At 36.7% G+C, this 21,748-nt stretch carries 15 protein-coding genes; 6 read left to right on the top strand and 9 right to left on the bottom strand.

What is annotated here, in order from left to right:
* Window positions 1-118 precede the first annotated feature (118 nt).
* The 5 genes from NU09_RS04715 to creD all read left to right on the top strand — a co-directional run bounded on the left by NU09_RS04715 (window position 119) and on the right by creD (window position 4,558).
* A complete protein-coding gene (locus tag NU09_RS04715; protein WP_129750106.1) occupies window positions 119-712 on the top strand; it encodes a hypothetical protein in 594 nt (197 codons plus the stop codon).
* Window positions 713-714: 2 nt separating this feature from the next.
* Window positions 715-1,011, top strand: coding sequence for a winged helix-turn-helix domain-containing protein (locus NU09_RS04710; RefSeq protein WP_129750105.1), 297 nt, complete (start codon window positions 715-717; stop codon window positions 1,009-1,011).
* A gap of 54 nt (window positions 1,012-1,065) precedes the next feature.
* On the top strand, window positions 1,066-1,725 hold the full coding sequence (locus NU09_RS04705; protein WP_129750104.1) for a DUF1361 domain-containing protein: 660 nt from the start codon (window positions 1,066-1,068) through the stop codon (window positions 1,723-1,725).
* A gap of 46 nt (window positions 1,726-1,771) precedes the next feature.
* The gene (locus NU09_RS04700; protein ID WP_165357664.1) at window positions 1,772-2,194 is read left to right on the top strand and encodes a hypothetical protein; all 423 of its coding nucleotides are present in this window, start codon (window positions 1,772-1,774) and stop codon (window positions 2,192-2,194) included.
* A 969-nt stretch (window positions 2,195-3,163) separates the two neighbouring features.
* Complete coding sequence (gene creD / locus NU09_RS04695; RefSeq protein ID WP_242501826.1) at window positions 3,164-4,558, top strand: cell envelope integrity protein CreD; 1,395 nt, start codon at window positions 3,164-3,166, stop codon at window positions 4,556-4,558.
* A 34-nt stretch (window positions 4,559-4,592) separates the two neighbouring features.
* Here creD and NU09_RS04690 read toward each other — a convergent pair whose 3' ends face one another.
* The 3 genes from NU09_RS04690 to NU09_RS04680 form a co-directional block, all read right to left on the bottom strand.
* Window positions 4,593-4,985 (bottom strand): hypothetical protein, encoded by a 393-nt coding sequence (locus tag NU09_RS04690; protein WP_129750102.1) that lies wholly within the window; start codon window positions 4,983-4,985, stop codon window positions 4,593-4,595.
* 96 nt (window positions 4,986-5,081) lie between these two features.
* Window positions 5,082-6,746 (bottom strand): MFS transporter, encoded by a 1,665-nt coding sequence (locus NU09_RS04685; protein ID WP_129750101.1) that lies wholly within the window; start codon window positions 6,744-6,746, stop codon window positions 5,082-5,084.
* A gap of 24 nt (window positions 6,747-6,770) precedes the next feature.
* On the bottom strand, window positions 6,771-8,531 hold the full coding sequence (locus NU09_RS04680; RefSeq protein ID WP_129750100.1) for a family 43 glycosylhydrolase: 1,761 nt from the start codon (window positions 8,529-8,531) through the stop codon (window positions 6,771-6,773).
* A gap of 491 nt (window positions 8,532-9,022) precedes the next feature.
* On the opposite strand from NU09_RS04680, the gene NU09_RS04675 reads away from it, so the two are divergent.
* A complete protein-coding gene (locus NU09_RS04675; protein WP_129750099.1) occupies window positions 9,023-9,724 on the top strand; it encodes a hypothetical protein in 702 nt (233 codons plus the stop codon).
* 75 nt (window positions 9,725-9,799) lie between these two features.
* Here NU09_RS04675 and bglX read toward each other — a convergent pair whose 3' ends face one another.
* The 6 genes from bglX to NU09_RS04645 all read right to left on the bottom strand — a co-directional run bounded on the left by bglX (window position 9,800) and on the right by NU09_RS04645 (window position 21,743).
* Window positions 9,800-12,043, bottom strand: a complete 2,244-nt coding sequence (gene bglX / locus NU09_RS04670) for a beta-glucosidase BglX (protein ID WP_129750098.1) — start codon at window positions 12,041-12,043, stop codon at window positions 9,800-9,802.
* A gap of 43 nt (window positions 12,044-12,086) precedes the next feature.
* Window positions 12,087-12,791, bottom strand: coding sequence for a prolyl oligopeptidase family serine peptidase (locus NU09_RS04665; RefSeq protein ID WP_129750097.1), 705 nt, complete (start codon window positions 12,789-12,791; stop codon window positions 12,087-12,089).
* Window positions 12,791-14,188 carry a glucoamylase family protein gene (locus tag NU09_RS04660; protein ID WP_129750096.1) on the bottom strand — a complete coding sequence of 466 codons (1,398 nt, stop codon included), beginning with the start codon at window positions 14,186-14,188 and terminating at the stop codon, window positions 12,791-12,793. Before NU09_RS04660 ends, NU09_RS04665 begins: the two co-directional genes overlap by 1 nt.
* A 55-nt stretch (window positions 14,189-14,243) precedes the next feature.
* Window positions 14,244-15,659 carry a RagB/SusD family nutrient uptake outer membrane protein gene (locus NU09_RS04655; protein ID WP_129750095.1) on the bottom strand — a complete coding sequence of 472 codons (1,416 nt, stop codon included), beginning with the start codon at window positions 15,657-15,659 and terminating at the stop codon, window positions 14,244-14,246.
* 10 nt (window positions 15,660-15,669) lie between these two features.
* Complete coding sequence (locus tag NU09_RS04650) at window positions 15,670-18,756, bottom strand: SusC/RagA family TonB-linked outer membrane protein (RefSeq protein WP_129750094.1); 3,087 nt, start codon at window positions 18,754-18,756, stop codon at window positions 15,670-15,672.
* Between the two features lie 242 nt (window positions 18,757-18,998).
* Entirely contained in the window at window positions 18,999-21,743 is a 2,745-nt protein-coding gene (locus tag NU09_RS04645; protein WP_129750093.1) for a histidine kinase, read from the bottom strand.
* Between the last annotated feature and the right edge of the window lie 5 nt (window positions 21,744-21,748).

Here is a 21,748-nt window from a genome sequence, read left to right as displayed (position 1 = left end):
TAAAGCGCCCCATTTAGGGCGCTTTGTTTTACACCTTTTCCCTATTATTAATTTTTTCTAAAAAAATATTGCAGGATTAAAAAATTATAACTTACTTTGTTTTTCAAAGTACTTTAACATGGATAATTACTTAAAGGATATACAGGACATAAAAGAGATGATGAACAGATCTTCACAGTTCCTGTCATTAAGCGGACTTTCGGGAATATTAGCAGGTGTTTATGCACTGGCAGGAGCTTATGCTGTACATTGTATAGCAGAAGAGCATTATACATTAGAGAGTAAAACCTTTAAACAGATAGTATTTATTGCATTGGCTGTTCTTGTGTTATCGGTTACTACAGCAATTATCCTTACCTATAAAAAAACAAGGAAAGATGGCGAGACAATGTGGAATGCAACGTCTAAAAGGCTTTTGCTAAATTTCCTTATCCCCCTATGCACGGGAGGCATATTTGGATTACTTTTGTTAAAAAACGGATACTATGGAATTATAGCCCCCGTAATGCTTATTTTTTACGGACTTAGCCTTATCAATGCAAGTAAATATACAGTAAGAGATGTACGCTATCTTGGTATGATTATAGTAGTTATCGGACTCTTCTCTACTGCATATATGGGATACGGACTCGAGTTTTGGGCATTAGGTTTTGGGGTATGTCATATAATTTACGGCACGTTCATGCACTTTAAGTATGACCGAAAACAATAAGATTGAAGAATATTTTACAACATATAAATAAGGCTTTTGACCACAGGATACGTCTCGGCATCATGTCGATACTTATGGTGAACGAGTATGCCGATTTTAATACGCTTAAAGAACTGTTAGGTGTTACCGATGGTAACCTGGCCAGCCATGCCAAAGCCCTTGAAGGGGAAAAATATATTACCATAGAAAAACAGTTTATTGGCAAAAAACCAAATACACGTTATATTGCTACTAAAGAAGGTCGAAAAGCCTTTAAAGATCATATTGATGCTCTTGAAAAACTGATACAAAAAGGCTAACAAAATTTTTTTACACTTAAACTTTGAATTTCAAAGTACTTTAAAATAATAAATATGAAAATAGTAAAAACAGCAATCAACGAACAGTTTAGACACAATGGTATATTAATAGCCATGGGATGTTTTGCCGTATGCCTCCTTTTAACCAGACTGGTTATAACACATTCGGCATTCTATTTCTTTTTGGTCTGGAACATTTTTTTAGCCTACATACCATTAGCATTAACAGGACACATGATAGACAGGCCTCACCTTATAGAAAAAAAGCTGTATTTCTGGCCGCTCTTTTTTGCCTGGCTCATGTTCCTGCCTAATGCGCCTTACATCATTACCGATTTTATTCACTTAAAAAGGGAAAGCACTGTACCGGTTTGGTTTGATGTGCTGTTACTGATAAGCTTTTCATTAAGCGGATTATTATTCGGCATCAAATCGATGAAACATATGTTCTATATGCTGGCTGTCAGGCTCAATTACTTTGCTGTTTGGGTAGCGATGTTGGTAATAAGTTTCCTTACCGGAATTGGTATTTATCTGGGTCGGTTTTTACGCTACAACAGTTGGGATGTACTGCACAGGCCTTTTCAAATTTTAGTATCGGTCTTTCAAAGCCTTACCACCTACCCTGACTGTAAAACATCATGGGGAATGACACTTGGTTTCGGGATATTTATGTTCCTGGCTTTTATTATGCACCCTGATCTTGAAGACTAAAAAAATTTATCAATACACTTTGAAATTCAAAGTAAAAACAAAAGCTATGATACTCGTAACAACATTAATAAGACATTTTGAAAGGCCAAAATCAAACCTGACTTTAGAAGACCTTATCACCTATCCTCAGGGCACATTAGGAAACCAGTTAGGTAAATTTTTATTCAACAACAGTTATGAGCAGGACCCAATCCCGGAAAAGGAAGATATCTATCGACTGCTTATTACAAAAGAGGTTAGCAATACCGAAGAAGTTGCCATGTACTGCTATCTGTTTGGCAACGGAGACAAAAGCCCGCAAACTGTTTTCAGTATAGTAACAGGCACACTATTGTACCCTCATTATATACAGTATTTCTATAAAAGATACAAAGACGGCAAAAGAGCATTTCGCTTTTATGACCTGGACTGCTTTAAAATGCTTCATCTCCCGGTTAACAAAATAAAAGATGCCTTTTTAATACAGTAATCATGACCAAACCACCCATTAAAGCCATAATAATTTTAATACTGCCGGTAGCTGTCCTTACCACAGCTTTAAGCATTGGCACTCCCCTGTTATTTTATTCACTTCAAATCGATAAAGTTAGTTTTAGTAATCAATACTATTGTGGATTCATTTCAGGGGTTGCCATACTTAATTTGCTGGCAGTATTATTCCTTTTAATATTCTCGTCCTTTTACAGGCCAACGACAAGCCTTTGGCGGTATATACTCACTGTAGCCAATATACCTCCGGCTATTATATACATCATTTACTTTTCATCAACCCTCCCTATAAAACTATAAGATTATGCAAAACCTTCTGGCAATAGAATATAAACGGCTTAATAAAATTCTACATATACCAATAGTACTCACAACAATTTCATTTACAATAGGTACAGTATTCCTTTGTTTGCATTTTGTTGATAGTACCTCCTTATCTATAATAATTATTGGTTTCTATTACGTCTTACTGGCAATTGTTGTAAACCTGCTGTTCTTATTAGCTTTAATAGTAGTCTCCTTTATTTATCGAAAGCATCAAAAGGAAATACTTATGCGAACAGCGTGGATATTAATCAATATACCTATAGCAATTATTTACATGTTCTTCATATTCGGATTATAACATGGAAAAGGAATACTACACATATGAAGTATCGCAAAATCTTATCAGGCTTACCAAAAAAGTATATCTGATAACATTTATAAGCGGTTTGATAGCCTTGGGCATATCACTCTTAGCCGGGTACTTTTTGGTATTAATAGTTCTCTTTATTTATATGGCCTCTGCTGCAATATTCAATTTTATAATGTTTGTAAATAACCTGCAGTATATATGCTATTACAAGGAAAACCGAACGGAACTGATATATAAAAGCCTACTACTGTTTTTTAATGTACCAACGGCTATACTAATCTATATAATAATCAATTAACCCTAAATAAAATAATGATGGAACAAAATCTAAACACAACAGAAAATACCCAAAAACCTCAGGGCTTTTTTCAGTCTAACACGGCAAAAATAATAATGGTAGGATTGCTTACGCTTATATTACTTATCCCGTTACAATTTGTAAAAAGCCTCATTTTTGAACGCTCACAAAGACAGAAAGAAGTAGTAGAAGAAATTAATCAGAAATGGGGTGGCAGCGTATCGTTTTACGGCCCTATACTTAAAGTTCCTTACACAATTTATGATGAAACAAGGGTAGAAAACGAAAAGACCAAACAGGTGACTTATGAACGCACTCCTTATACGGAATATGCTTATTTCTTTCCTGATGAGTTGAAAAGTAATATAGATGTAGATGTAGATTCTGATAGCAAAAAGAGAAGTATATATAAATCTGTAGTATATACATCTAAGTTAAACTTTAAAGGGAACTACAGCCTGCCTGATTTTAGTTCTAAGAAAATTGATGCCCAAAACATAAACTGGGATCAGGCAACAATATTGATAAGAACTACTAATATAAAAGGCATTCAGGGTGGTGTGCATATAAAAGTGGGTGATAAAACACTTACGTTTGAACCAACTGCACAATTAAGTACAGCCTCTAATACTTCTGATCTTGAAACTTCTCCAATGGATATAAGGGAATTATTTAAGGATGAAAAAACTGTTTTCAACTTTGATATTGAATATCATGGTAGTGAAAACATAAGTATAGTACCTATTGGTAAACAAACTGAAGCCACAATGAATTCTAACTGGCATTCGCCAAGCTTTAAAGGAAACTTTTTACCTAAAACCGGTACTGTGGAAGGCCAAAGCTTTCCTGCTCACTGGAGTATTTCTTACCTAAACAGGCCTTTTACACAGCAGTATTTTGGTACACTACCTAATCTTAGCGATTATACATTTGAAACAGGTTTTATTATTCCTGTAGATGAATACCAGCAATCGGAAAGGGCTGCCAAGTATGGCTTCCTGGTTATAGGCTTGACATTCCTGGTTTTCTTCCTTATCCAAACAATAAGCAAAGTAAGCATCCATATTTTTCAATACGGCATGATAGGGCTTGCCCTTATTATGTTCTACACCTTACTTATTTCCATTACAGAGCACAGCAGTTTTATGTTAGGGTATGTAATAGCTGCTGTAGCTGTAGTGGTAATGATTGGGCTGTATTCTCTATCCATACTTAAAAATGCAAAGTTTCCGCTGTTTATCGCCATTTCACTCAGCGCACTTTACTCCTTTATCTATGTAATAATACAGCTTGAAGATTATGCATTGCTTGTGGGCAGCATTGGTTTATTCCTGATACTGGGGGCAATTATGTATTTCTCCCGAAAAATAGACTGGAACAACAGCACTGCACAAACGGCAAATGCCTAATTAAAAAAGCCCCGCTTAAAGTGGGGCTTTTTACTTATATGATTACGCTGATTGCTTTGATATGAACCTCTCCGTTCATTTCCCATTGCTCACCGCTTGCAGTAATCTCATCATTAACATTTACCTCTCTGTAATTACTTGGTTCGGTAAGATTAGCCCTGCTAACAGTAACAAAATAATACTGTCCGTCCCCGTCTTTAATTTTAGCCGTGTACCCGTCCTTACCATGCTCAACCTTTATAACAATACCTTTTACGGTAACACTTTTGGTCTCGGCATTTGCTGAAGGCTCCGGTGTTACAACCGTAGTATTGTCAACTTCGGTTACATCAGTTGCATCATTTGATGCACCATCTGTTTTTTTATCATTACAGGCTACTACATTTACAGCAACAGCAAGTATTGCAATAATCAGGATTCTTTTCATAAAGTATATTTTTTAGTTGACCAAAGATAGTCAACATCATATGAAAAAAAAAGCCCTGCCATACGGCAGGGCTTAAATAAGAATGCGTTTTATATTTTAGTGGGCATCTCCCAATTCAACCTCATGAGCTATACCCTGATCTTTTAATATCTGCATTACTTTAAACCCGTAAAAGGCAAGATAAGCAAAACAAAGTACAGGAATAAAATACGAATTATGAATACCTATAATATCAGCAATTTTACCTTGCAGCGGAGGGATAATACCACCTCCTAAAATCATCATAACAAGGAAAGCTGAACCTTGTGAAGTATATTTACCTATACCTGCAATTGCTAAAGCAAATATTGAAGGCCACATAATACTACAGAATAAACCACCACTCATAAAGGCATAAATTGCAGTATTACCTTCTGTAAGTAAACCTATAACCATTGCAGCCATACCAAGGAAACCAAAAATCATAAGTGTCCTTGCCGGACGATCCTGGCCCATAAAGAATCCTCCTATCTGTATAAGGATAATAGCAGCATATGCATATAGCGGAGTGATATCCTGGCCTGAAATAGCATTTGCGACTAATACTACACCGTAAGCAAGGTAAGGTACTACGATAAGAAGTATTTTTCTCATTTTATTTGACGGATTAAATACTGAGATAGCTCCGGCCCAGCGTCCTATCATTAAACTTCCCCAATACATTGATATAAAAGGAGCGATTGCAGAACCTGTTAACGAACCAAATGCAGGCTCACCTAAAAGTTCTCCAAGGTTACTTTGTATAGTTACCTCTACACCTACATAGGTAAAGATTGCCAACATACCCAAAACTAACTGCGGATATCTCATAGCTCCCCAACCTTCCGGTTTTTTTCTTGCTGCAGTATTAGCAAATAAAAGACCTAAAACTACTATCAGTAAAGTAGCAACAGTTAACCCTAAGCCTAAGAAGTCCTGCTCCCTGTTCTCAACAAAACGGGTTACAAACTCAGGATCCTCATATCTTGAAAAGATGTATCCAAAAATGGCTATAAGTAGCAATGTTATCCCTAAAAGCGTATTCATTGCTTTTTTAGCAGGTTCAAATGTATCATCAAGCTTACCCGAAGGAAGCTTTTTCGAGAAATAGAACAATGCTGCGGCAATAACAAACAAAGCGCCTACAAACATGTAAAGTACTTCCATTTTATCTAGTGATTCAGGACGCTGTGCAAACTCTTCTATATTAACCCCTGCTGCAACTCCAAATAAAGCTATTGAAACTACAATAGGACCGATAGTAGTACCCAGGGAATTTATACCTCCTGCAAGATTAAGCCTGTTTGATGCGGTATGAGGCTCTCCTAAAGAGGCTGCAAAAGGTTGAGCTGAAGTTTGCTGAAGGGAAAAACCAAGCGCAACAATAAACAAAGCACCAAGTATTAGTAAATAATTTCCCGATTGAACTGAGAATATCATAGCTACGGCACCTACAGCACTAACTATTAACCCGTTGATAATACCTTTTTTAAAGCCCCAACTGTTAAGTATGTCTCGTTTAACCAGCGTACTAAAAACAAATAATAAAATAGCGCCAATATAATATGCTCCATAAAAAGCAAAATCAATTAATTGACTTTGAAATTGGTCTAAACCAAATTTTGCTTTACAAAAGGGAATAAAAACCCCGTTTGATGCACCAATAAAACCCCAGAAAAAGAAAACTGTAATTAACGTATACAGCGCTGGATTATTGGTTTTTGTTTGTTGTTCTGAACTCATAAATTTACTTATTATTAATAGTTGTTATTCGGATTTTTTGATCTCGGTACGTGGACCAATTCCGTTGTTATTGAATGCTTCTATCTGAAAATAATATGCGTCTGTTTTATCCAGGCCTGCAAAGTAAAACTCATTTTTACCATAAACCATAATTGAACCATACATTTTATCAGGCGATTTGCCAAAGTATATAACATAACCATCGGCATTAGGTTCCTGCTGCCATTTGAACCATACGTTTCTCCTCTCCCCTTTTTTTCTTGGTGCAGACCTAAGGGGGGCAAAGTTTTGTACAGCACCCGGTTTTTCACCGTTACCTTTACCAAAAACCCTTAAACCGCTAATGGCAAATTTACCTGTTGGCATTTGTATGTTCTCCAGCTTAATATATCTTGCCGTAGCAGGCTTTTCAAGCTGAATGTAATCGTGAGGTACATCTTTGGTATTTTTGCTTTTATCTGCAAGTATACTCCATTTTTTACCATCGTTTGAAGCATATATAATATATTTATGCCCTGTAGTGGTTTCCGGTTTACCCATTATATCCACATCCTGATCGGCATAATTTATCTGAATTGCATTTATTGTGCTTTTCTCTCCTAAATCGGTAATGATATACTCGCCTTTGTCTGCTGTTTTTGCACTCCAGTATGTTTTAATATCCTCATTAACGGCATAATTAGGCTGAAAACCTCCAAAGGTAGAAGATACCTGTACAGGCTTGTTGTAGTTAAGCAGCATCCATCCTGTAAACGAATTAAGGCCTGTATGGCCTTTATGCTGAGCCGGTAAATAGGTAGGATAATCGCCATAGGCAGTATTAGAGTACATTACACCATCCTTATCAAACCCTGCCGGCCATATACCTATACGTCTTTCAAAATTGTTTTTTGTAGAAATTACTATAGTAGAAACATGCCAGTAATCGTTATTAACATCCTGATATGTACCTCCATGCCCTGCTCCCCTTGCAAAACCTCCCGGTTTGTATGAAAACGGATTGAACGACTGGTATTCAAATGGACCAAGTGGTTTGTCGCTTACAAATACACCGTCGGCATATCCGCTAAACTCAGTACCAGAAGCACCATACTGCAAATAGTATTTACCGTTATGTTTGGTCATAAAAGCACCTTCCATAAACGGTTGCATAAAAGTATTGTCATTGTATTCGCCAAAACGCTCCCATCCGTGTTCGTCGTCATTAAGGGCTATAAGCGGTATAACGTTACCTTCTGGCTGGAACGTTTTTCTATTAAGCTTTACACCATATATCGGGTACAGGTTACTGGAACCATAATAAAGGTATACCTCATCAGTATCCTTATCCCAAAATATCTGCGGATCCCAAGCACCGGCTTCAAACTTATATACCAGTTCTTTCCAGTCGTCCACAGCAGGTTTTGTACTCATCCATATAGGAAATTCTTTTCCGTGTGTAGAACCTACTACCAGCATGGTATCGTTAACAAAAGACACCGATGGTGCACAAAGCTCATCATACACCTTATGCTCAGGCCTTAAAAATTTACGTGATATAAATTTCCAGTCAACCATGTCTTTACTGTGCCAGTACCCCCATTGGTTTGTAGAAAAAAGATAATATTCGCCTTTAAAGTATGTAATAACGGGATCGGCAGTAGCACGGTGCTTACCCTGCTGCACAAAATTAGGAATAGGGCAATATCCGTAATCTACATTTACAGGATTACAGTAAGTAGTTTGCTGGCTGTAACCAGCTATTGTGAGTAATAATGTACTAACTAATGCTACTAATTTCTTCATGTTTACTAATTAACCGGAATTAAATTAACGGCTGCTCCTTTCCCGGTGCCGAAGAACAACCGTGATACTTAAAACTAAGCGGTAAACTCTTCTATGGATAAAGGATATGCCGGAAGCCGGTTAAAACTGTTCTTATTAAACTGTAAGGAACAGCGTAAATTTTCGTCAGTTAAAAATTTCATAAATATACATATAAGAGGTTGTACCATACTAAATGAATCTGCTAAAAATTGTATTAATTTTTGACCAGTCCCTTAAAATTATACCGCATAATACTACATAAAATGCAGAATTGATAAATTCAAAGGTTTTCGTTAACACGATAAAAGCAGGCGTCAAAAATGTGATGCTATAAATACCTTATTCAGTTTTGAGGCGTTATTTAAAAAAAATACTTTTCATTAAGGCTTTTTAAAAGCAATATGTAATTTTACAAATGCATCCAACCCTGCTGTATATCATCATACAGTAAGCATAAAAACCAAACAACTATGAATCTTACCAAAACATTACGCGATTTGGGCTACGATTTAATTGAAGGCCCTGTTAGAAACCATAAACCTTTACAGCTTTGGCTTAAACGAAGCTTTGATGAAGCTGAACTGTATTATGAATCGATTGACCACGCTTTTAAAAGCGATGTTGAGCTGAATGAAATAACTACCGATGCACTTACGGTAAACTCCAGCACAAAAAATGACTATAGCTTTAATATAGGAATCACATTGCTGGAAGATATTTTAAAATCATTAGGCCTTGGCGCTTTTAATGTGTCTGCTAAAATACAGTCAGGCTATAAGGTAACTATCAGTTATGATAACTCCATCACAAAAGAGTATGCCATAGGTAACATTATCAATTACCTGTCTTCAGCCGATTTTGTTCATCCTAACCCTATCCTTTTAAAAAATGCCAACCGCAATAACATCCTTTTAATTACGGGAGCAATTTTTGCTAAAAACCTTATTGTAGAGATTGAAACCGATTTTACGCTTGACAGCGAATTGCTAATTAAGCTTAATAACGCGGGGCAGGGCAATCTGGACTTCTCTAAAATGGGACAGAATGTGCTTAAAATGACCTCTTCGGCAAACATGCATTTCCCGATAGCGGTTAAAGCCAGCAGGATAGATTTTGACAGGGGTAAGTTTAGTAACCTTAACCTGATAGGCGATAACAGAAATTTTTTTTAAAGAACGTAACTATAATACAATTAAAAGGCTGCCACTTAGGGCAGCCTTTTTGTTAAGCAAAAAACAATTTCCAAATTACCTAACTAACACAAATTTATTATTCATTTCAGTTGCAGAGCTTCCGCCAACGAATACTTCAAAATCGCCCGGTTCTGCAACAAAGTCCATATCTATATTGTAAAAACGAAGGTCTTCTGCCGAGATTTCAAACTCTACAGTTTTCTTTTCGCCTTTTTTAAGAGCTATCTTCTCAAAGCCTTTCAGTTCCCTTACCGGACGTGTTACCGTACCTACCTTATCCTGAATATAAAGTTGTACAACCTCTTCCCCATCGTAGTTACCTGTATTGGCAACTTCAACGCTGATTTTCAGCTTATCGGTAAAGTTGATTCTATCTGAAGACAGTTTTAAATTAGAATAACTGAAAGTAGTATAACTTAAACCGTAACCAAACGGATATAACGGGCTGTTGTCTACGTCAATATATCTTGATTTGTATTTCTGCTCAGGATCGGTTTTACCAAGGTATGGCCTTCCAGTATTTTTATGATTGTAGTAAAGAGGCACCTGACCTACATTACGAGGGAACGTCATAGGTAGTTTACCACTAGGGTTGCTCACACCATAAAGTGTTTGTGCAATAGCATCTCCACCCATAGTACCCGGCCACCAAGCTTCAAGAATGGCATCCATATTATCATTCTCCCAAGTAAGGGTTAACGGCCTTCCGTTTAATAATACAAGTACAATTGGTTTGTTTAGTTTTTTCAGTTCAGCAAGAAACTCCTTCTGTATACCCGGTAAATCGATGTTGGTACGGGATGCGGCCTCACCAGTCATATTTTCAAATTCACCCATTACAGCCACAATAACATCGGCATTACGGGCGCTTTCAATAGCCTTAGCCATCATGCTTCTGTCATCCTTAAGAATTTCAACACCTTTTTCAAAGCTTACTTTACTTTTATCTTGGATCAGGTTGTTTACACCTTCCTGAAGGCTTACTGCAAAACCGTAACGGTCTCCTGTTGCAGCCCATGAACCTATAATATTCCACTCATCGCTTATTAGGGGACCAACGAAAGCTACTTTTTGGTCTTTTTTAAGCGGAAGTACATTGCTGTCATTTTTAAGTAACACCATTGATTTGTTTGCAATATCTAGTGCTGCATCAAGGTATTCTTTTTTAGTTATGGTTGCTTTTTCCCTTTTCTCATCGTTATAACGGTAAGGATCGTGAAAAAGACCTAAATCATATTTTGCTTCCAGTATTCTACGACAGGCATCATCAATTTGCGCGATAGTAACTTTACCTTCGTCAAGCGATTTTTTAAGGTTTTTTAGGTAAACTCCGCCTACCATATCCATATCAACACCTGCTGTAAGGGCAAGCTCGCCGGCATGCTGGTTGTCTTTAGCATATCCGTGAGGTACCATTTCGTTGATACCTGTATAATCGGTTACTACAAAACCATCAAAGCTCCATTCGGTTTTAAGAACACCGTTTACAAGGAACTTACTACCTGTAGAAGGAACTCCTGATATTTCATTAAACGATGTCATAAAAGTTCTTACACCTGCATCAACCGTAGCTTTAAATGGTGGCAAATAAGTTTCCCTAAGCACCCTTTCACTCATATCTACAGTATTATAATCACGGCCTGCTTCGGCAGCACCATAAGCAGCAAAGTGCTTAGTACATGCAAGTATAGTACCCAGAGACATTAGGTCGTTACCCTGAAAACCTCTTACTCTTGCAAAAGCCAGTTTAGACCCCAGGTAAGTATCCTCACCCGATCCTTCAGACACACGGCCCCATCTTGGATCACGTGAAATATCTACCATTGGTGCAAATGTCCAGTGCACACCGGATGCTGCTGCTTCCTCTGCAGCAATTCTTGCAGAAAGCTCTGCCGCTTTTAAATCCCAGCTGGCAGCCTCCCCTAATGTAATAGGGAATATTGTTCTGTATCCGTGGATAACATCATAACCAAAAAGCAAAGGAATTTTAAGCCTTGAGTTATCCATATTAAGTTTTTGTAGTTTTCTTGTGTACTCAACACCTGTGGCATTAAGTATAGAACCTACATTACCTTTTTTAATTTCATCTATAAAGTTGTTACCGCTTTTAGGACCAGTAATGGTACCATCGGCAGTAAACTGAACCAACTGACCTATTTTTTCGTCAATGGTCATTTTCCCCATAAGTTCTGTTACAAACTCTTCACGGGGTTTAATTTTTTTGTCGTTTTTCCCTTTTTGTGCGTGTACACTTAGCGAGAAAGCTAATAAAAATAGTGCGGTTTTAGTGTATTTCATTTTATTGTAATGTAAATTGAATCCTTTCAACATTAATCAGCTGCTATTGCTTTTGCTGCTTTAACATCCATTCATAAATTTCAGGGTTATCATATACCCTTGTCCAGCTATCGTGGTTAGCATCGTCAAAAATGGTAAGCTCTATATCCTTACTGCAGGTTTTAAGCTTTTTATAAATATCCATTGAATAACTTACATCTACCACATCATCCAGCAAACCATGAAAAATGCGTGTTGGTATATCTTTTATCTTACAGTTTTCTATCATAGGTACCCTGTCTACAAATCCGGCTATAGGTACAAGTGCCGCAAACATATCAGGATGTGAAAAAGCCAGGTTCCATGCTCCCCAGCCCCCCATGCTAAGTCCGGTAAGATAAATTCGGCTGCTGTCTATATTGTTTATCTTTTGAACCTTTTGAATCAGTTTATACAGTACTTCTGAGTCCCAATACTGGTCACTTGGGCACTGTGGTGCTAACACATAAGCATCCAGCTTATGGTCTTTCAAGTATTTTAAAGGTCCGTGAACCTTTACTTTTTCGAGGTCATTACCTCTTTCTCCCGAACCGTGAAGGAATATTATAAGCGGTTTCTCCTCTTTAGTATCTTCCGGTTCGTATAATAAATAATCCAACTGTTTTTCATGCTGAATCTTAACATTAAACGAACCTTCTTTTACCGCCTGAGCAAAAGAAGGAACGCTAAATAATAATGCGGCAACAGCTGTTTTAAGTAAGCTCTTCATTAAAATCCGTATTTACCTGAATGGAATCCAAGTTTTGTTAAACCCTGCTGAACTTCAGGAGCATTCATAAACAATTCCCAAAGTAATCCTGAACGGTAGTTTTCAATCATAACTACCATAGGCCCCTGGTCTATTGCCAGATATCTTTTTGCTGCCCAGTTGTCATACTCTGCACTGTGTGCATCATAAAAACCAGCCGGACCCCAAATAGTAGATTTATAGTTTTCATAAAAATTACGCATTGCTGCGATAGATTCTGTAGGCATATATACAATAGAACTCACAGCCGCCGTAGGAGAAATAACTCCCCTATCGTTACTTGGCATGTGTGCCGTGTAACCTACGCTACCGTCTTCACTACGCGTATAAGAAGCAGTAAGGCCCCAGTAGTTTTCACCATAACCTTTATACTGCTTAGGATTTTCCACACAGTACAAATAGTCAATTTTAGTTTGGTTGTAGTTTACATCCCAGTAATTAGCATACTTATCTGCCAACTGATTAGGATCTAGCCCTACATAAGAATAATGTGCCCAAAACAGTGGCCCGCCATACTCTTCGGCACCATTGTGCTTTACAAGTAAAGGAAGGTTGTATTTAACATTATCTGATTTGATTCCGCCTCCGTTTCTTGCCCAACACTCATGGTAAACTTCAGGTTTAATAGAATGATCCGGTGAAGAAGCACCTAGTACATAAGTAATAAGACATTCATTATAACCTTCAAGGGCAAAATTCATTTCCCAGTTATATTCCGGAGACCAGTGCCAAAACAGTTTATTCTGATTGTTTGTATACCAGTTCCACTCCACACCTTTCCAAAGAGCATCAAATTTTTGAGAAAGCGCTTTTTCCTCTTCGCTACCATCCTTAAAGAACTCCCTTACACAAATGATACCTTCACATAAAAAAGCGGTTTCCACAAGGTCACCACCATTGTCTTTTTTTCCAAAAGGCTGTACTTTTCCTGTATTACCGTTCATCCAGTGTGGCCATGCACCATGAAAACGATCGGCATTCTCAAGAAAGTTTGCAATACGGGTAAGCCTTTCTACCCCCTGTTCGCGGGTAATGTAATCCTGGTTTATACCTGCCAGTATAGCCATAAGTCCGAAACCTGAACCCCCTGTTGTAACAACATGTGCATCGTTTTGCGGGTAGTTACCATCAGGATGGAAACGTTCACGGGCTAATCCCGAATTTGGTTCGGCATAATCCCAAAAATATTTAAAGGTTTCCTTTTGTACCACATCAACTAACTGCTCATCTGTAAGCTTCTTTTCGGTGGTTTCTTTTTTATCTTCTTCAGATTTAGAACTTCCCGAACCACAGGCTACAAACAATAAAGCCGGAATGGCTAATACTAAACTTTTAAGACTTGTAATTTTAACTTTCATACTAAGATATCTTCCTCTCAAAGTAATAGTGAGAGGAAGATGTATTTATTTTTTATTAATAACCAGGGTTTTGAGACATTTCAGGAGTTTGGATCAACTGATTGTAAGGTACCGGGAATAATTCGTGTGTACCTACAATAAACGTTTTACCGTTTGCCTGCATAGCTGCTGCTGCCTGTCCTGTTCTAATCAGGTCAAACCATCTGTCGTGCTCAAAAGCAAGCTCAAGCCTTCTTTCTTTCCAAATTGCCTGTCTAAGAGCATCTCCTGATATTCCTGTTACAGGATCAAGATCTACCCTGTCTCTTACAATGTTCAGGTTAGTTAGAGCCGCTCCAGTATTACCAAGTTCGTTTGCTGCCTCGGCTGCAATAAGGTATATTTCACCAAGTCTTAATACACGGATGTTTTTATCTCCGTCACCATCTCCTGCATTTGCACTGGAGTAAGCTTTTTCATTGTACATAGGGTTTTCAACCGATGCACTTACCTCACGTCCGTCAAATAGTGTTTCACCTGCAAAAATGATTGTAGCATCTCTACGTATAACATCACCTTCTGCATTAAATGCATCAAGAAGGTTTTGTGATGGTGTATTAAAGCCCCAACCCCAACCACTGGTACCACGGGCACCTTGTGTTTGCGAATATTGTTGTACACCGTGAGCTACAGATTCTCCTCTTGCCTGTACTTCAAATATAGACTCTGTACCATTTTCGCTGCTAGCTCTCCAAAGCACAGCATAATCTGTTTCAAGACCATATTCACCTGAAGTAATTACAGTTTGAGCCATATCATAAGCTTCCTGCCATTTTTCCTGATACAGGTATACTTTTGAAAGTAATGCCTGTGCAGCACCTTTAGTAGCACGTCCTAAATCTTCAGAAGCGTATTCACTTTTTTGTGGTAGTCTGTTTATAGCATCTAAAAGATCCTGTTCTATATAAGCATATACCTCTTCTTTAGGAACTCTTTCTACAAGGTTTACATGTTGTAACGGCACATCGCCCCAACCTCTTACCAGAAAGAAATAGTTGTAAGCTCTAAGAAACTCTGCCTCACCTATTAAGCGGCTTCTATGTGCATCACTTATCCCTTCATAATTCTCTGTTAACTCAATAGCTGCCGTAGCACGACCGATAGATTTATACCAGTTAGACCACATAGCACCAAAAGAACCTGAACTACTTGTAAACAATAACTGATCCAGTTCCTGCTTATCTCCTCCTGTATCTGAAGGTGAACTACCTTTATCTGCATTGTCGGATAAGATTTCAGTGATTCCAAGATAAGAGAATGCGTAATCCCACTCTGTAAGCTGCCCATATATACCTATAACAAGAGCATCGGGAGTTGCCTGATCTGTTTCCAGATTTTCTCTTGACGGTACATCCAGATAATCTTCACTACAGCCTGCTAAAAATGCGGCTGCAAAAAACATACAAACTATTTTTCTATATTGATTTTTCATAATGCCAATTTTATAATGTTAGTGATACACCAAAAATGAAACTCTTAGTGTTAGGATAAGCAGAAAGCTCTATACCTGTAGTTTCACCCGGTAAACCATTACTGTTAATCTCCGGTGTAAATCCTGAATATTTAGTAAACAGGAATGGATTTTGCGCTGTACCATATACTCTTACTGATTCTATACCTTTAAACAGTTCTCTAAATGTATAACCCAGAGTAATGTTGTTAATTCTGAAATAATCACCATCTTCAAGATAGTAGCTTGAAGCTCTTGAATCTCTGTTCGCACCCGGTGTAGAGTTTGAAGTACCTGGACCAGTCCAACGACCATCGAACATATCGACAGGGAAGTTTTCACCTCCGTCTATACGTGTACCTTTAAGTCCGTTATACACTTTATTACCTCCTACACCATAACCATCAACAGAAAAATCTATGTTTTTGTAATTGAATCCGATGTTAATACCATAAGTAAAGGTAGGGATATAAGAACCAAATGTCTTTTTATCGGCATCATCAATCCTTCCGTCACCATTTTGGTCTTTATATTTCAAATGACCCGGTTGTGCTCCTGCAATATGCGGGTTAGCATTAATCTCTTCCTGAGTTTGCCAAACACCATCTGCCTCATACATCCACCATGAATAAATAGGCTGACCTTCTGTAAGCCTCTTAGTTATCTGACCGTTAGCTAAACTACCTCCAGTATAACCATCATAAGCGGGCTTAACATTTTGAACTGTATTTTTGTTGTTAGCAAATGTACCTCCTATAAAATAGTTAAAATCGTCTCCAAGAGTATCTCTCCAATTAAGGCCTACTTCAAAACCTTCGTTAAGGATATCACATGCTTCATCATAAAAAGCAGTACTAGCAGCAGAATTAAGTACAGGATTAATTAATAAGTTTGCGCCATCTGTAAGTCTGTGGTAATAATCAAGACTACCTGTCAGCCTTCTGTTAAGCAATTCAAAATCAAGACCGGCATTCCACTCTTTTGTGGTTTCCCATGATATAGGCAGAGCCGGAGAAGAATAATAACTACCAAATACCATATCCTGGTTTGGTCCTAATACATAATTATATGAACCACTATTGTTTCCTGATCTTAAAGTTGTTAAATTGAAAGGAACACTTGCATTACCAATTTCACCATATCCACCTCTTACTTTAAGGAAATTAATAAAACTTACACTGCTTAAGAAGTCTTCTTTGGAAAGTACCCATCCCGCAGAGAAAGAAGGGAATGTACCCCAATATTCAGCATTTTCTTTAAAATTACTGTTACCGTCTCTTCTTATATTAGCAGTAACTAAATACTTTTCATTATAATTATACTCAATACGGCCAAAATAAGAAAGCAAATGAATCGGCGTACTGTAAAATTGTGATGCTTCAGCTGTATACCCCTGAGATTGGTCTATATTCCAGTACTGCTCCTCATAAGGTACATTCCAGTCTTTTAACCTTGCAGTATAAACATCATTTCTCTTATCTTTAGTAATACCTCCTATAACGGTAAAGTTATGGTTTTCAAAAGACTTGTTAATTGTAAAGAAGGTATCCCAGTTGTAACGGAAACTCTCTACATTTTTATATTCTAATGAGTTGTTTGCCCACGTTACAGATTCGGGGTTTGCTATTTGATTATCAATAAACTGCTGCTCTGTTCTTGTTGGGTCATTTGTTAACCAAATTCCTTTAATATCACTAAAAGTTCTTGTTTTAGCAAAACTCTTTGTAAGCCCCAGCCTTGAGTTAACTTTTAACCAACTTGTCACTTTTAACTCTGCATCAAACATACCCTGAAGATAATCTACATTAGTTTCTTCGTTTTGGTAGTAAACATTAGCAAGAGGGTTACCTATAGAGTTTAGTCTACCAATGCTTTCACCGTCTCCGGCAACATAACCAACCATACCTGTTGTAGTGTTATAGAAAGACTGACCAAAAGCACCATTATCATAATGCGTAGGTACTATAGGAGCCTGTCTGTAAGCGTCATTAAACGCACCAAAAGGTTTAGGGTTTATTCTTGTATGAGCATAAGTAACATTTTGGCTTAGTTTAAGCCTGTTATCTAATACCTTAAATGAAGTATTAGAACGTAAAGTATTTCTTGCTATCTTTTGATTCTCAAGGATACCGTCTTCAGAATAGTTGTTATAACTTACATAATAATCCGCATTGTCACTACCTCCTGAAATAGCAATGCTATTGATTGTAGTTTTGCCTAAATCAGTAGTTTCATCTAACCAATCAGTATCATACGGCTGATTTTCCTGTAAGAACCCTGAGGTTCTTCCTTGGAAAGTAAGATTTTCGTTAAAATAGGTTACATACTGACCTGCATTAGCCATTTCAACTTTGTTAAGCAATGATTTTACTGCATATGATGAACTTGCAGAAATTTTCATTGTTCCGGATTTTCCTTTTTTAGTAGTAATAAGGATTACACCGTTTGCAGCATTAGAACCGTAGATTGCAGCAGATGAAGCATCTTTAAGTACATCCATGGTAAGAATATCGCCAGGGTTGATATTATCAATACTACCCACGACAATACCATCAACAACATATAGAGGGCTACTTCCACCTACAGCCGTACCCAAACCTCTAACTCGTACAGTTGGAGTAGCACCGGGGGCATCGTTATTAATAATGTTAACACCCGCAATTTTACCCTGAATAGACCCCATTGCATTGTACTGAGGCTGTTTTGCAAACTGTTCTGCCTTAACTGTACCCACAGCACCTGTTAAATCAGATCTTTTTGTTGTACCGTAACCTACAACTACTACCTCTTCAAGTGTAGAGTCGGCACTTGGTTTCATAGTAACAGACATGCCGGTTGAAGCATTTACTGTCATAGTATCAAATCCAAGCATTGAAAACGTAAGGGGCTCCCCTTCTTTTGCCGTGATAATAAAATTACCATCTAAATCGGCAACTGTACTTGTGTTAGATTGTGTAGCCACAATATAAACATCAGGAATAGGCAGGCCGCTTTCATCCACTACCTTTCCTGTTATTTCCTGTGCATAGGTTATATAACCACCAAGCATAAGAAATACTCCAAGAATAAAGTTTTTCATAAATCGATTATGTTAAAGTTAGTTGCAGACTAAATTAGTGACTATAACGTTGTAGTATACCTTTTTCAAACATATCTTAAACACATCATACATACAATAAAACCACGCAATAAATTGATATTCAATAAATTAAAAAAGAAGCATGTACATCATTATAATAGCAAATGATGTAGTATTGATGTGTTGAAATATGCTAAATATTATAGTTGAAAAATAGTTTTTAGACAAAAAAACAATCTTAATTATACATTAATCATAAAGCTATATAGACTGTCTTCCTGATTTATGTCTAGTTTTTTTCTCAACCTGTATCGATGTAATTCTACTCCGCGGTAAGAAATATTCATTAAAGGAGCTATTTCTTTAGAGGATAAATTCATCTTTAAGTAGATACTCAGTTTAATATCTTTTGAAGTAAGGGCAGGATATTTTTGTGTAAGTCTGTCTACAAATTCCTCGTGGCTTTTTATAAGGTTTTTCTCAAAACTTTGCCATTCATTTTTACTAAGTGAACTGGTTTTAATAATTTTCTTTATTTTTCCTTTAAGCTCATCACCTTCGGCTTTACTTTCTAATGCTTCCTGAATACTTTCTATCATTTCGCTATGCTTGGCGATAGATAATGACTTACCTGCAACCTCCGAAGCTTTATTTTGCACTTCCATTTCAAGCATGTGCTTTTCATGTTGCTGTTGTCTTAGTTTATTCTCAGCCTCCATTTCAAGCTCAAGTATTTCTTTTCTGTGCTTAAGCTCTTCATCATTTAACCTTATCTTTTGTATATACCTAACTTTATTCCAACGATAGTATACAAAGAATACCGAAGAAATGACCAATACATATACAAGTATCATCCACACAGAAAAATACCACGGCAATGCTACCTGAAATTTATAGTTGGCAACTTCAACATACTCTTTACCGTTATTATAGTATACCGAAAATTCCTGCTGTCCGCTACTAAGGTTATTTAGATTTACATTGCCATTTTTAACCGGTATATAATTTCCATCATCATTAAGCCTGTAAAACAAATCTGGCTTGTTATATCCGTAATAATCGGTAACAATATTCATTTCAACCGGCTGATTGTATTTTATCCTGATATCCTGGTCTATTAGTATGTCTTTATAAAAAGCCTCAATAATAATATCTGACTTCATTTTTACAGTATTGGAATCATCAAAACTTAAAAATCCGTCATCAAGATTAACTAAAAGATTATCTCCACCTTTAAATACACGTGTATCTTCCATTATGAGTTTACCCTGATAGTATTTCTCAGGTAACATATGCCATACAAAACCTTCGGCATCTCTGGTTATTAAATAAAGTAAACTATTTTTAATAACTAGAAAACGATTATCATCAATAGGCGAAACATCAGTTATATTTCTAAAAGAATCATTAAAGATTTCATTTTCTTCCAGCTTAGAGGTAATACTATTATAGGTATACCAGGTATTATTTATATAAAACAATATTTCATCCCTATACCTGAAAATCTTAACGGCATAATCGTTATCTATACCATTTTGCTTAGACACATCTGTAAAACGGATTGTATTAAAACCAGCATCATAGGTTATCCTGTATAAACCACGGTAATTATCGGCTGCCCAAATTTCACCAGGTTTGTTTTGCGCCAGGTTTTTAAGAGGCTTACTAAGACTGTCTATCTTTTTATAATTGCTTAGATCATTAATATCTTTATATACAGCTATACCAGCATAATTAGCCTGAAAATAGGCCTGATCATAATCGCTTTTAATAAAGCGCCAACCACCATTTATAGCCCCTTTTTTAACAAATGATTTACCATCATACTTAAAAGTACCGTCGTTATGACCTATTATATACTCAGAACCATGCTTATAAATATCCCAAACCTGCCCTTGTGAACCTTCAACCGTTTTTAGTGACTTATCACTATATTTAAAGAGTCCGTGATTAGTCGCAAACAGATATTCATCATTAGTAACTGAAAGTGAGTAAACAGATCCTAAAATACCCGAATTATCAAAAAATACTGACACAGGAGAATTAACCTCCACATGTGCTATACCATTGTCGAGCCCTAACCAAAGGTCTTTTTCCTTATCGAGAGTAATAGAGAGTACGGCATTATTATTTAAAGCATTTTGCCTGTTTATATTATAATATGAACCGGTACTTATATCCATTATATAAATACCTCTTAAAGCACTCCCAATAGCCAACCTGTTAGTATCAATAAATTTGGCGCAAAGAGTAATATTTTTTTTAAGCAGATTATTTACAGGAGAATCCCATGCGGTTATACCTTTTTCATCACCCACAAAAACTCCATTGTTTTTTGTGAATATAAAAAAGCGACCGTTATTCATTTCCATACCGTGAATAACATTATTTTCCAACTGTGTCCATGCAGTAATCTTTTCCCAAATCTTATTATTTAAGACATATATACCATGCTGAACTGAGGCAGCATATATTTTATCATCTACCACATAACAGTAAGAAACAAGCGAAGGGAATCTTAATTTCTCTATTTGACCATTATTTTCTACATATAAGGCATTAAAAGACTGAAAATAGAATTTACTATTATGCTTAAATATTTTCCAAATTTCCTCATTGTCAGAACTTCCGGTAAAAACATTCTTGTCTTTTGATAATGAAAAGTATTCCATTAGTCCATTGACCCTTTTCCAGTAACCAAACTCACGATAAGAGCCGCAATAAACTTTATCCCCATCTGGATAAATAGAACGAATAATGGTTTTATTAGGTAACGAATATTTTTCCCATTTTACTCCGTTATAACGTAAAAAATAATGTGTGTTAGCAAAGTAAAGCGCATTATCATCACCCTGATTTACACTCCAAACCTGATTATCTCCATTATAGTCTGCCTTTGTAAAGTTCTCTACAAAGGGAAGTAAATCCTGAGCGGTAAGTTTAAAAGTGGTTATTAAAAAAAGGGTAAGCAAAAATCTTACTTTCATTATGA

Source organism: Flavobacterium beibuense (assembly GCF_004151245.1).
Taxonomy (GTDB): Bacteria; Bacteroidota; Bacteroidia; order Flavobacteriales; family Flavobacteriaceae; genus Flavobacterium; species Flavobacterium beibuense_A.
This window is presented reverse-complemented; position numbering and strand designations above follow the sequence as displayed.